Source organism: Oscillospiraceae bacterium, from assembly GCA_009780275.1.
Lineage (GTDB): Bacteria > Bacillota > Clostridia > Oscillospirales > UBA929 > WRAI01.
The window spans coordinates 14,411-26,992 of record WRAI01000009.1 but is presented as its reverse complement, the minus strand read 5'-3'; the positions used below and the strand labels follow the sequence as shown (position 1 = coordinate 26,992).

The following is a 12,582-nucleotide window of genomic DNA, read 5'->3' as shown; positions in this document are numbered from 1 at the left end:
CTACCGACCCTGCCAAAGGCAAAGCGGTGTAGCGTAGATAATGGTTCTACCTACGGCATGAGTGTACCACACAACCGCCCCAAATACAAGCCTTTTCGATGGGTCGTGAAACACAGACCCATCGCTTGCCACCATCACCCATCTAACCACTCGCATTTGCCATGAGTTAGATGGGTTTTATTTTCATTCTGTTTTATGTCCCCCCCCTTTTTACTGTACAGCTATTGACATGCTTTCTCTTTTGGTGTAAAATACTGTTAAGTCGTTATGTAAACTTACACCATTACGCATGGCTGTATCAATGGGCGAGGTATTTAGCATGCTCCTTTCCATACAACGTATACTTGACATTGCGAAATCAAAAAACCTATCCGAGCAAGCCATTTGCCGCCTGCTTGACGCCGACAGCAGTAAAGTTGAGGACTGGAAGGCGGGGCGAAGCATCCCTGTATTTGCAGAAATTGCTACACTTTCTGCCTGCTTTAACGTATCAATAGACTATCTGCTTGGTACGTCAGACGATCCCGTGCTCCAAGGCGCAAAAAAAGATCCCCAGCTTAAATGGGGCGAATTTCAATACGCAGTGTTCAAAGAAACCGAAACATTAACCGATGAGCAAAGACAATCTGTATTAGACTTTGCACAAACATTCAAGGCACGAAAGGATGAAAGCAATGAATGCACGGCAACAGATCATTGAGATGCACGATGAGGCAGAGCGGGATAAGATAACCGTCCTCTATCACCCGTTGAAAGGTACGCCATCTGTCTGCGTCAATGTTGAGGACAGCTACGGCATCGGCATTACGCCGTGGCTGACCGAACGCGAAGAGGCAGAGTGTCTGGCTCTCGAGATGGCACGTGCACACGAATCATTGCCGGATGCTGATGCGCCGGCGCCCGTGAAACAACGCGCTGAGCGTCGAGCCAGCCGCCGAGCCGCTGACCGACTTGTATCATGGGAAGACTTTCAAGCGGCATTGTCAAACCCGTGGAGCGTAGATGACGCATCCATTGCTGCCTACCTGGGCGTGAGCGTTTACACGCTGCACTGTGCTGTGGAACATTTTAGGCACAAGGGCTTATTAGATTGGTAAGTATACAATGGCAGCCCCAAGTCATATTCATCCGAACCCTGTTGGCATCGGGTTCGGATTTATTTATGTGACTGCCCGCACGACATTGTGAAACGTGCTGCACTATGCTATACTGTCTGTACATTGAGCGCCAAACCAGTACACAACAAAAATATTTTTTGCCAACTGCAACTTTCTTGAGATGTTTTTAGTGTTATGGGTGTATGAGGTGACAGAATGAACGATGGATTGCAACTCGAGAGCAGCCATGTTGACACGCTGATACAACGTCTTAGCAGCATGGTCTACCGTCTTGCTTTTTCTTACGCGCGCAATCGAAACGATGCGGAAGATATCATGCAAGAAGTATTTTTGCGGTTTGTCAAATACAAGCCCGAATTTAACGACGGAGAACACGAAAAGGCGTGGTTCATCAAAGTCACTATCAACACGGCCAAGTCACTTCACACCTCACCTTGGCGCAAGAAGACGGTTCTTATGCCGGCGGAGGAAGTCAATGCAGAAAAACAAGAGGATATTTCGGAAAACTCGTACATCGCCGAGGCCGTCGCCAAACTCAACGACAAACAGCGGCTTTGTATCCACTTGTTTTACTACGAGGGCTATGCCATTGTCGAAATTGCGCAAATGACGGGCTTTAACGAATCAACGGTCAAATCGCATCTGCGGCGCGCCCGAGAGTGCCTCAAAAAAGAATTGGGTGAGGCAAATTTCTGAAAGGAGAAATTGACATGTTCAAAGATGATTACAACAAGTTTATGGATGGCCAATCGCCGCGCCAAGAGTCTCTTGACGCGGTCAAGAAAGAAATGGAACATCACGACAGCACACAAGTCGACGCACAAGTGAAAGGCGGCCGCATTTTGCACCTCCCGATTTGGAGACGAACAGTGGCCGCAGCAGCATGCTTGGCATTGCTTGTGGCGACCATTCCCTTTGTCATCAGCTCACAAAACAACGGCTCACAGCCCAACCCAAATTTGCCGCAAGGACAACACAATGAACTCGCGGCTGCCGCCAACTTTGAGGAGATATACAGTCTGATCAGCAACATTAGCACTGAGGCCGTCTATGGATTGCCCCGCTCGGCCACCGAAGAGATGGTAATGGCGGAGGACATGGACACGGCAGCTCCGGCCCTGCGCGAAAACCCGGCGACCGGCACGACCGGCAACAGGAGCTCATATTCTGAAACGCCTGATTTCAGCGACACAAACCTGCAAATGCTGGGCGTACAAGAGGCCGACATTGTCAAGACTGACGGGCGGCATATTTATGCTGTTTCGGACAACTTTATCAACATCATCAGTGCCGTCGACGGCAGATTAGAGTTATTTTGGCAAATTGAGCGCCAAGATAACGTAGGAGTTATCCAAAACCGCAGACGGCAGACTGAAAATCCCCGTGATCGCGGCCGCGATACCTTTGAAATTTATATCACCGACGGCCGGCTGATTTTGTTGTCGCGTACATGGGATGTGGACCATAATGAACTCGCACGCGCCGGGTCAAGCAGAATTGCTGACTGGGGTCGGGGCGGTTGGTGGGGCTGGGGGCCAAACCAAGCCGTTATTGCCGAGATTTATGACGTGTCTGACATGAACCAACGCCCTGTTAAGCTGGGCGAAGTCGGGCAAAGCGGGTCGTATATCTCCTCGCGCATGATTGGCGAAACGCTGTATCTCGCAACCAACCATACGTCATGGGAAGACCCTGACCTTGCGCGCCCTGAAACCTTTATTCCGCAGATTATTGAAAACGGCGAGCGTCGGGTCATCGCGCCGGAAGATATCATTCTCAACGACAACCTTGACCGCGTGCAGCATACCGTTATTTCGGGTATTGACACGAGCGGCAGCGGCAACGTGATTTCCACGCAATCGCTGCTGGGCTTTGGCTGGAATATTTATGCCAGCCACAACAATATTTTTATCACAAATACTGAGCATGTGGGCGAAAATTCAGAGCATGGCGAATCGACAAGAGCGCGGTGGAGCCATAGCCATACCATGACAAATATCACACGGATTTCGCTGGACAACGGCATTGTCAGAGCTGAAGCATCGGCGACAATTGCCGGCAATATCTTAAATCAGTTCTCTATGGATGAATACAACGGCACATTTAGAATTGTTACGACATTCCATCAATGGTGGTCGAACACTGAACGGTATTACGGGCCAACAGACCGGTTTAGCCGCAGTGATTGGGATGGCTCATTTTGGCATTGGGAAGATGAAACAGAGATTGAAGAAGGCGTATTCCAATGGGTATATTATTTCAGCGATTGGGAAAACCGCGACAGAGTATACCGTGAAACCTGGACAGAAACCAGTACCAACAACCTCTATGTCCTTGATATGGACTTAAATATCATCGGCGCCGTTGAGGGTCTGGCACCGGGTGAGCGGGTTTTCTCGGTCAGATTTATGGGCGACATTTGCTTCTTTGTGACATTCCGTGATGTCGATCCGCTGTTCGCAGCCGATCTCAGCGACCCGACCAATCCTGTTATCCTCAGTGAACTTAAAATACCCGGTTTCTCCGATTACTTGCATCCGTTTGGCGACGGGCGATTGTTCGGTTTTGGACGGGATGCCGCCGAAGAGACGGGCATGTGGGGCTATTTGAAGCTGTCAATGTTCAACACCGACAACCTCTTGGATGTTTATGAACGACACACATTGAGTCTTGACGGCTTCTGGTGGTCGGAGTCATCATATAATCACAAGGCCATTCTTATTGATGTGGACAGAAACATTATTGCATTCCCATCGGAGAACGCATACCTTGTTTACGGCTACGACGATGTGTACGGCTTCTTCCAGCGAGGTATCATCGAATTTGACAATGAATACGATGAATGGGGCTGGCAACGCTGGTGGGGTCAAATGAGAGGGCTGTATATCGGCGACTACCTCTATGTTCTGACCGGCAGCCACATTGCCTCTTTCTCGCTGACGAGCTTTGAGAGTGTTGACTTTTTACGGTTTGATTAAAACACATAAAACTGCCGGAACCGCAATGGTTCCGGCAGTTTTTCTGTCTGTTTGGTTATGCGCCTAAATAGGCTTTGCGCACTGCATCGTTTTCGAGCAGGCTTTTTGCATTATCAGCCAGAACGATTTTACCTGTTTCCAGCACATAGCCTCTGTCGGCAACATTTAGCGCCATATGGGCATTTTGTTCGACCAGCAGGATGGTTACGCCGGCATTGTTCAACTCGCGTATAATGCCAAAAATTTGTTCGACCAAAAGAGGCGCGAGACCCATCGACGGCTCGTCAAGCATTAACAGCTTAGGACGCGACATCAGAGCCCTGCCCATCGCCAGCATTTGCTGTTCGCCGCCTGAAAGTGTACCCGCAATTTGTTTCCGCCGCTCCTGTAAACGAGGGAAACGTTCATAGACTTGCTCAATTCTCTTATGCAATGTGTTGCCGGCTTGCGTGTAGTGTCCCATCTCTAAATTTTCTTGCACACTCATTTGCAGAAAAACACGCCGCCCCTCGGGCACTTGCGCCAACCCTTGTTTGACAAGCGTATGCGGCGGCGCATTGCCGATTTCGAGACCGTTGAACTCAATTGAGCCTGTCTTGCTTCTAAGCAGGCCGGAAACGGTCTGCAAAATGGTGCTCTTTCCGGCACCGTTTGCACCGATAAGAGTGACGATTTCACCCTCGCCGACTTCAAAACTCACGTCTTTGACGGCGTAGATATTACCGTAATATACATTCATATTGGTGACTTTAAGCATGCGCTTCGCCTCCTCCCGAGCCCAAGTACGCCTCAATAACCTTGGGATCTTTTTGCACTTCGGCCGGCGTGCCTTTGGCAATCAGCTGCCCGTAATTGAGTACGGCAACGCCCTCGCAAACACCCATGACCAAGTGCATATCATGCTCAATCAAGAAAATCGCGATTTGGAATGTTTCGTGTATTTTTTTGATGGTTCGCATAAGATCTTCTGTTTCGGCGGGATTCATGCCGGCGGCAGGTTCGTCTAACAGCAGCACTGCGGGATTTGTCGCCAGTGCTCTCACAATTTCCAAGCGGCGCTGTGACCCGTAGGGCAAACTACCGGCTTTGTGCTCGGCCATATCCTGCATACCAAAAATGGACAGCAGCTCCAGCGTTCTTTCCCGGGCAATACGCTCAGCTCTCCAATAGCGTGGCAATCGCAGCAACGCGCCGCTCAGGCGGTAATCCATCTCATTGTGTAAGCCGACCAGCACGTTTTCCATCACGGTCAGCTCTTTGAAGAGCCGGATGTTTTGAAATGTTCTGGCAAGTCCGGCTTTGTTTGCCTGCATGGTGTTCATGTTTTTGGTGTCTTTGCCGTTGAGGATCACTGAACCACGCGTCGGACGGTACACCTTTGTCAACAAATTAAAGATCGTGGTCTTTCCCGCACCGTTTGGACCGATAAGACCGCAAATCTCAGTCGCTCCGATGGTGATGTTGAAATCTTTGACGGCAGTTAGTCCGCCAAAATCAATGCCGAGATTGACGCATTCCAAGACAGGGCGGCGCTCTTTGTCGCGCTCCGGCAGAAACGGCAGCGCAGGGTTATGTTTAATCATTGCGCTCACCCTCCTTTTCCGGCTTTCCTCTTCTGAGGCGATTGATGGCTTTCTCTAACAACCTCGACAGTGAGAAGTCATACGACCCCAACAATCCCGATGGCTTAAAAATCATGACAAGCACCAACATCAGCGCATAAATGACCATGCGATACTGGTCGAGAAATTGCATCATAATGGGCAGACTGGTCAACACCGCCGCCGCAACGACAGAGCCGGCCATCGAGCCCATTCCACCCAATACGACAATCATCAAAATGTTGATGCTGGTCATAAACCCAAACTGTCCCGGCATCAACATCCCCAAGTCTCCTACGAAAAGCGCACCGGCGACACCGCCGAAAAACGCCGAAACGGCAAAGGCCATGACTTTGTAATACGTGGTATTGATGCCGCAGCTTTCGGATGCAATTTCGTTTTCACGAATGGATAAAATAGCCCGCCCGTGCCGGCTTTTCATCATCAGGTGAATGACGGCACAAGATGCGATGACGCAGACGTAGACGACAAAAAATGTCGATATATTGCGTGGTATGCCATGCAGTCCCATCGCACCGCCGGTAATTTCTAAGTTGTTGATGACAACGCGGATAATTTCACCAAACCCCAGTGTGATGATGGCAAGATAATCGCCTCGCAAACGCAGTGCGGGGATGCCAATGACAACACCGAATGCGGCGGCCACCAAGCCGGCCAAAATAATGCCGACCGGCGTAGCAAGACCTTGTGGCAAAATGCCCGACCGCCAAAAGATGCCGGCTGTGTATGCGCCGACAGCCATAAATCCGGCATGACCCAGCGGCAGCTGGCCCAAATACCCGGTGGCTACGTTTAGCGAAACGGCCAAAATAATAAAGATGCCGACTTGAATCAGCAGTGAATTCTGCACACCGGTGAGCATATTTCCACCGGTGAGAATGTTGCCGACCAACAGAAAAGCGAGCAGCAACAGCGTATTGATTCCATACCGCGCGGGCATGGGGATTTTCACTTTATTTGCTTTATTCATGGCTTATACCTTTTCCATCAGATTGCGGCCCATAATGCCGGATGGCTTTACGAGCAACACAATAATCAAAATTAAGAAAACTGCGCCGTCGACCCAGCCCGACCAACCAATGCTTTTGACTAAAACTTCCAGCAATCCAATTGCAAAGCCGCCAATCATTGCACCAGGGATTGAGCCGATGCCGCCCACAACCGCCGCAACAAAAGCTTTTAATCCCAGCATAACACCAAGTGTCGGCTCTATCCGCGGGTAGCCCGCACCGTAAAGCAGCGCGCCGATGCCCGCCAACGCCGCGCCTATCGCGAAGGTGAAGGTGATGATCGTGTTTACATTAATGCCCATCAGTTGCGCCGCACCGGTATCTTCGCTCACGGCGCGCATGGCTTTGCCCAGCTTTGTCTTCTGCACTAAAATGGTCAGCGCCACCATTGACACAAGCGAAACCAAAATGGTAATCAGCGGCACATAGCCGATTTGCAGCTCGCCAATTTGCAGCGACGTCGTATCATCCGTTATAAAGGGAAAAAGGTCTCTTGTGGGGAAGAATTGAGGACTTGCGCTAAAGATAAGTTGCGCCAAGTTCTGCAAAAGAATCGACAGGCCAATGGCGGTAATCAGCAAAGACAGCCGCGGCGCGAAGCGAATGGGCCGATAGGCCAGTTTTTCCATGACAACGGCTAAAATCATGCAACCCAGTACTGTCGCTAACGCCGCGACGACGGGATGCCACCCAAAAGACAGCGCGTTCAGCGCAATGTAACCGCCCACCATAATGACATCGCCGTGGGCGAAGTTGAGCAGCTTAATAATACCATATACCATGGTGTAGCCCAGGGCAACCAATGCATAAATTGAGCCCAATTGCAGCCCATTAATCAGTTGAGAAACAAATACCATGTATGTACCTCGTGTTCATAGACATAGATTTAACACTAGGGGAAGAAAAAATTTTCTTCCCCTAGTGTTTTGCTAAATCCTTAGAAGTAACCCCAGAACGTCTCTTTACCATCAACCATATTCAAGATAACGGCCGTTTTTTGCGGGTTGTTGTATGCATCAAAAGTAACATGACCCGTTACACCGGTCAGGTCAGTGACAGCCATTTGCGCAATCAGCGCGGCTTTGAACTCGTCGCTGCCGGGCACGATGTCGGTATCGGCGGCCAATGTACGTTGAATCGCAGCAATTAAAATCATCGCGGCATCAAAGGCCTGTGCGGCGAACATATTGGGCGCTTCGCCCCAACGTTGGGTATAGTCGGCGATAAACTGCTGCACCATCGCGTCTTCCGCGTCGGGCGAGAATCCGGTCAGGAAATACGCGCCTTCGATGCTGCTTGTGTCCCCCATAAAGTCACCAATGGTCGCCCAACCGTCAGCACCCAGGAAAGTGGTGTCGTCAAGCCCAACTTCGGCGCTCTGCGGCCCTATCAAGCCGACATGGCGATAATACGCCGGCACAAACAGCACATCGGGACTGGCTTGCGCGATGTTGGTCAGCTGCGCTCTGAAATCAACGGCTTGGTCGGCAAAGCGCTCTTCGGCTACGATTTCCAAGCCGAGCTCCCCGGCCTTTTGGACAAACGCGTTTTTCAACCCGACAGAATAATCAATCTCATGGCTGTACAAGATAGCTGCTGTTGTCGCCCCCAATTCTTCGACAGCAAACAGGGCCATCTTCTCACCCTGGTACGGATCAATGAAGCAAGCGCGGAACATATTGGTAAACACGCTTCCGTCTTCGGCATTGACCGTTACGTTTGCGTGTGTCGCCGTTGCGGTAATCATAGGCATACCGTCTTCAAACGCGCGCGGTACCACGGCCATCGTCGGGCCGCTGGTCACGCTTCCGATAATGGCGGTCACGCCAAAGTCGACCAAGCTGTTGTATCCGATAACGGCACGCTCAGGAAGTCCTTCTTCATCGAAAAGCCTTGTGTGGATTTGCAGACCGTTGTCTTGCGCGTTGAACTGCTCGATGTAAAGGGTAAGGCCCTGATACACCGCTACGCCAAACTGCGAGGCATCGCCCGTCTTCGGCGCCAAAATACCAATGGTCACCTCTTCCCGCGTGTTGACTGCCGTTCCCCCTGCGCAGCCTGCGAGCAAAGCGGCCAGCATTGCGGCGGCCAGCGCCAAAGCCAAAATTTTGCGTTTCATCATTGTTTCCTCCCATAATCATTTTTTGCGGCATGACAGCCGACTAAGCCATTATTATAGCCCTTACGTTGAAAAATGTCAAGGGAGGTCGTTTGCACCGGCTATTTCTTGCTGTTGCTCTCTGAATTTTCCCACCATATCCATTTTTCATCGCCCGTTCGCAATGTCTCCATCCGATAGAACATCACAGCTTTAAAGAACGCCAGCGCTTCGGCGCCGGGGTTGTGGAAAATGATCTTATTGTTGCAGACATTGTCAAGCACTTTGCCGAGCACGGTGAGCGTCACCATGTTGCTGCAGTTTTCTCTGCCGCAGTCGCAGCCGTAACAGCGGCACATGTTGTCCCAAAGCGCCGACTGCAATCCCTCGCGCTCGATATAGGCGAAAAACGCGTCATCGAACTTAATCTCGGGACGCAAAAACCATTCGCCGTTTCGCACACTCATGGTAAACAAACGCTTACCCTTATATTGCGCCGACCAACGATTGCGCCCCGCGCTGCTCAACGACCGTTTCAGCGTCTGCGTATACGTGACAAGGCCCAACACCTGCTGCTGTTGCTTAATACTCAATTTCTCTTGAATGATATCTTCAATTTTCGGCTTAATTTCGGGCAAATTACGCTCAAGGACAGTCAACGCCAACACAGCTTTGACATCGTCAAGCGTCGGGTTTTTGAATACGAAAGAACGTCCGCAACGATACCGCTGTTTGCCGTCAATCTTATAATATAACCGTCCACCGCACTCTCTGTTGTGACAACAAGTTTCGGTTGAATCGGGATCGTCAAATGAGGCAAACGCCTGCGGGAAACGCTTGACCAACGCTTTGACTTTTTGGGGCTCGGCATCAAATACTTTGTTGAGCTTGACTGTCAGTGCCACATGTTTGTCGCTGTACTCGTCGTTTTTATTGCCAAATAAAACGCATTTATCTCGGTCACAACATTTCTTTGATTTGATATCCTTAAACGAAATCAATTGGCCGCAAGAGATTCGATGCGGATTGAGCTGAAGCCCATAGCTGGATGCATTTTCACGCAGCCATAAGACGATATCACGCGCTTCGTCACCCAGCGTGTCGGCTTCGATGAGAAATTCCGTTTCGTATGCCTGTGTCGCTGCATCCTCAAAATGGCGGTAGGAAAACAAATGGCTGCGCAACATGCTTTGCCGCGGGCAAGCGCCCTCCTTGCGCTCACATCCGGCGCACCGCCGGCAAAAATGTTGTTCATACCGTCGGCCGTAAGTTTTTAGCACATCCATCACATACGGGTTGTCCGGATAGGACACGCGAAATGTTTCCGATTTAGCGCTATATCCTTCGAACGCCAAGCCCAAACTCTCCAACCCGGCAATGACCAACGGAATTTTCTTTCGATTTTTGATCATAGGGTTAAAGTACCGTCCCTCAACGATCAAGACATGATTGTCAAGCGTCGAGGCAACGCCGAGCGAAACGAGCACATCGCTGACGCGCGCCGCAAGCTGCTCTTTATCAAACGCGCTCGGGAAACCCCAGGCAAAAGCATCCTGTTCGATATCGAAATAGGCCCCGATTAAAATACCTTGCAAATCGCTAAATGCCTGAACAAACTGCTCATTGGTCAAACCGCCCAGCCACATCGAATCGATTTTAACATCGGCAGGGATGGGATACATGGCTTCGCAAGTAAAGCGCGCCACATCTGCTGCACGGTCTTGAAAAAACTGCGTACTGTACGCCTTAACAGGTGCAATCAACGCATCAGTTTCAAAATTACCCGCATCAAGCTGAAGAAAATCGGTCAATTCAAAGAAAAACTTGTGCGCCGTTTTGTTAAACCACCCTGCCGCTCGATGCGGCATCATCGGAAAAAGCCGCGCCAAATCACCCATCGTCACGCTGCCATCATTTTCAGCTATGATGGCATTGAGCTGCTCGGCCAATGCGCCGTTTGTGCTCCTCGGTTCCTTTGCCGTACCCGTTGTCGCGCAAATACTCTTGATATGATTGTATGTCTATCATGTATACTGTCTCCCCGCAAAATCACTTTCGAAACTAATGTACTGCATTCAGTATATCACACCGGCTAAAAAATAACAAGTACATCTTTGCCCTTGCGTTTTCTGACACAATGTGCTATACTAGGTCGTTAAATAACATTTCAACAAGGAGCGCATTTCCCATGTCCGAGAAAAAATTCCACTTTGACTGCATTTTGTATTATATTGCAGTAGCGTTGCTGCCAAGCATTTTGTTGTTTCGTCTGTACAACCGCAACCACGCCGACAGCTTCCTTTTTTTCACTCATGTGCTGATTGTCGCTGCGTTTTTTGCCGTCGCAAGTCTGCTCTTCTTTATATTCTTGCAATTGTTCCTCAAAAGCCGGCAAGCCGCGCTGCTGGTCACCCTTGGATTTTGGGTAGCTTTTTGGCTTTTTGAGCCTGTTTTTCGCTTCTCTTCGCGCATCGGCCGGATATTCGGCCGTCGCATCACACTCATAACTTTGCTGTTCATCGGCTTCGCCGCCGCAGTGTTGCTGCTCCGCAAGTTCAAGCCGCCCTTCGAAAAAATCCGTCCCGCCTTCGACGCATTTACTTTTGCCGTTATCGCATTATTTTTGTTCAATCTGTTCCCCGGCGTCAACCAACAAATCATACTCGCCCGCGCCCGCGCCAATGTTGAAAATGAAACACTGTTTTATATCAAACAAGGCTTCAATGTCGACCGTGACATATCTCGCCCCGACATCTATTGGTTTCATATGGACGGCATGATGAGCCTCGAAACGGTGGAAGATTTTTGGGGCGAAGACCAGCAAGCCTTGCGCGACGCCCTTGCTGAACGCGGCTTTTTGATTTATCCCAACGCCTCCCTCAACGCGGGTTTCACGTATGCGGCGTTGCCGGCTCTGCTCTCTCCGGCATTTTACGACAGCTTTTGGGGTGAACTCTTAGCCAAACACGAAAACGAATTGCGCGCGTCCAAAACACAAGCCTTGTCAGATGCGTTGACGCAAGTCGGGCTGACTTATGTCGACAATCTTATTCCCAACTACGAACTGTTTGCCGCGCTTATCGCCGCCAGGTATGATATTGAAATCATCGGCAATGTGCGCGATCGCATACCGTCTAATCTTGATCATCTAAGCGTCGAACACCGCTACACCCTGCCGCTTTGGCGCCGCTTTCCCGACGGCGATTTGGCGCGGCTTTTAACATTGGCAACACCCCTCCGTTTCGATCCTGAACCGGAACGTATATTGGTGCAAACCCGTGATGAAAATTTCGTGCCCGAAGCGCATTTTCTTTGGCGGGAGTTTATGTACACACACTTGCTTGATAATCCTTTGACCGGCGGCAGTTCCAGATACTACCTATACCCGCCGGCATTTGAGTACGCCACCGAACAAATGCTGTATCACATCGACCTGGTGCTGAGCGAAAATCCAAACGCCGTCATCGTGCTGCAATCCGACCACGGGTTTCACCTCCCGGGAACTCAGGGACATTTGGTCGAACAAGGCTACCCGATGGAGCAAATCTTAACGCTAATCCACTCCACGTTCAGTGCCGTACGAATCCCCCCTGCATATGGCGGCTTGGACGCCCCCCTCGAACCGCGAAACATCACCCGCGAGCTTGTCAATCGGTTTGTTGGCGAAAATTACGCGTTGTTGCCGTAACATGGGGCGCGGTCACCGAATGTGCCTCTGACATCTAAATAAATATTCTCACACAAAGGATGAAAACA

General features: G+C 50.3%; 11 protein-coding genes. 5 read left to right on the top strand and 6 right to left on the bottom strand.

All coding sequences use genetic code 11. The features are described 5' to 3' along the window. Nucleotides 1-319: 319 nt before the first annotated feature. The 4 genes from FWE06_04105 (at nt 320) to FWE06_04090 (ending at nt 4,096) form a co-directional block, all read left to right on the top strand. Nucleotides 320-700 carry a hypothetical protein gene (locus FWE06_04105; GenBank protein ID MCL2546362.1) on the top strand — a complete coding sequence of 127 codons (381 nt, stop codon included), beginning with the start codon at nt 320-322 and terminating at the stop codon, nt 698-700. Further along, nucleotides 675-1,097 carry a hypothetical protein gene (locus tag FWE06_04100; protein ID MCL2546361.1) on the top strand — a complete coding sequence of 141 codons (423 nt, stop codon included), beginning with the start codon at nt 675-677 and terminating at the stop codon, nt 1,095-1,097. Before FWE06_04105 ends, FWE06_04100 begins: the two co-directional genes overlap by 26 nt. Nucleotides 1,098-1,313: 216 nt before the next feature. Next, nucleotides 1,314-1,814 carry an RNA polymerase sigma factor gene (locus FWE06_04095; protein MCL2546360.1) on the top strand — a complete coding sequence of 167 codons (501 nt, stop codon included), beginning with the start codon at nt 1,314-1,316 and terminating at the stop codon, nt 1,812-1,814. Between the two features lie 14 nt (nt 1,815-1,828). After that, a complete protein-coding gene (locus FWE06_04090) occupies nt 1,829-4,096 on the top strand; it encodes a beta-propeller domain-containing protein (protein ID MCL2546359.1) in 2,268 nt (755 codons plus the stop codon). 55 nt (nt 4,097-4,151) lie between these two features. Here the strand turns inward: FWE06_04090 and FWE06_04085 are convergent, their stop codons facing one another. The 6 genes from FWE06_04085 to FWE06_04060 form a co-directional block, all read right to left on the bottom strand. Further along, nucleotides 4,152-4,853 (bottom strand): ABC transporter ATP-binding protein, encoded by a 702-nt coding sequence (locus FWE06_04085; protein MCL2546358.1) that lies wholly within the window; start codon nt 4,851-4,853, stop codon nt 4,152-4,154. Next, entirely contained in the window at nt 4,846-5,679 is an 834-nt protein-coding gene (locus FWE06_04080) for an ABC transporter ATP-binding protein (GenBank protein MCL2546357.1), read from the bottom strand. Before FWE06_04080 ends, FWE06_04085 begins: the two co-directional genes overlap by 8 nt. Then, nucleotides 5,672-6,688: a branched-chain amino acid ABC transporter permease gene (locus FWE06_04075; GenBank protein MCL2546356.1), complete on the bottom strand. Its 1,017-nt coding sequence runs from the start codon at nt 6,686-6,688 to the stop codon at nt 5,672-5,674. Before FWE06_04075 ends, FWE06_04080 begins: the two co-directional genes overlap by 8 nt. 3 nt (nt 6,689-6,691) lie before the next feature. Then, nucleotides 6,692-7,585 carry a branched-chain amino acid ABC transporter permease gene (locus FWE06_04070; protein ID MCL2546355.1) on the bottom strand — a complete coding sequence of 298 codons (894 nt, stop codon included), beginning with the start codon at nt 7,583-7,585 and terminating at the stop codon, nt 6,692-6,694. A gap of 80 nt (nt 7,586-7,665) precedes the next feature. After that, nucleotides 7,666-8,850, bottom strand: coding sequence for an ABC transporter substrate-binding protein (locus FWE06_04065; protein MCL2546354.1), 1,185 nt, complete (start codon nt 8,848-8,850; stop codon nt 7,666-7,668). A 98-nt stretch (nt 8,851-8,948) separates the two neighbouring features. Next, nucleotides 8,949-10,775, bottom strand: a complete 1,827-nt coding sequence (locus tag FWE06_04060; protein MCL2546353.1) for a hypothetical protein — start codon at nt 10,773-10,775, stop codon at nt 8,949-8,951. Nucleotides 10,776-11,014: 239 nt separating this feature from the next. Here FWE06_04060 and FWE06_04055 point away from each other — a divergent pair, with 239 nt between their 5' ends. Then, a complete protein-coding gene (locus FWE06_04055; protein MCL2546352.1) occupies nt 11,015-12,514 on the top strand; it encodes a hypothetical protein in 1,500 nt (499 codons plus the stop codon). Nucleotides 12,515-12,582: the final 68 nt, after the last annotated feature.

What these genes read in the sequence shown, in the direction of transcription:
- FWE06_04095 (MCL2546360.1), top strand. Translation starts at nt 1,314, where the DNA reads ATGAACGATGGATTGCAACTCGAGAGCAGCCATGTTGACACGCTGATA.
- FWE06_04080 (MCL2546357.1), bottom strand. Translation starts at nt 5,679, where the DNA reads ATGATTAAACATAACCCTGCGCTGCCGTTTCTGCCGGAGCGCGACAAA.
- FWE06_04090 (MCL2546359.1), top strand. Translation starts at nt 1,829, where the DNA reads ATGTTCAAAGATGATTACAACAAGTTTATGGATGGCCAATCGCCGCGC.
- FWE06_04070 (MCL2546355.1), bottom strand. Translation starts at nt 7,585, where the DNA reads ATGGTATTTGTTTCTCAACTGATTAATGGGCTGCAATTGGGCTCAATT.
- FWE06_04085 (MCL2546358.1), bottom strand. Translation starts at nt 4,853, where the DNA reads ATGCTTAAAGTCACCAATATGAATGTATATTACGGTAATATCTACGCC.
- FWE06_04100 (MCL2546361.1), top strand. Translation starts at nt 675, where the DNA reads ATGAATGCACGGCAACAGATCATTGAGATGCACGATGAGGCAGAGCGG.
- FWE06_04065 (MCL2546354.1), bottom strand. Translation starts at nt 8,850, where the DNA reads ATGATGAAACGCAAAATTTTGGCTTTGGCGCTGGCCGCCGCAATGCTG.
- FWE06_04075 (MCL2546356.1), bottom strand. Translation starts at nt 6,688, where the DNA reads ATGAATAAAGCAAATAAAGTGAAAATCCCCATGCCCGCGCGGTATGGA.
- FWE06_04105 (MCL2546362.1), top strand. Translation starts at nt 320, where the DNA reads ATGCTCCTTTCCATACAACGTATACTTGACATTGCGAAATCAAAAAAC.
- FWE06_04055 (MCL2546352.1), top strand. Translation starts at nt 11,015, where the DNA reads ATGTCCGAGAAAAAATTCCACTTTGACTGCATTTTGTATTATATTGCA.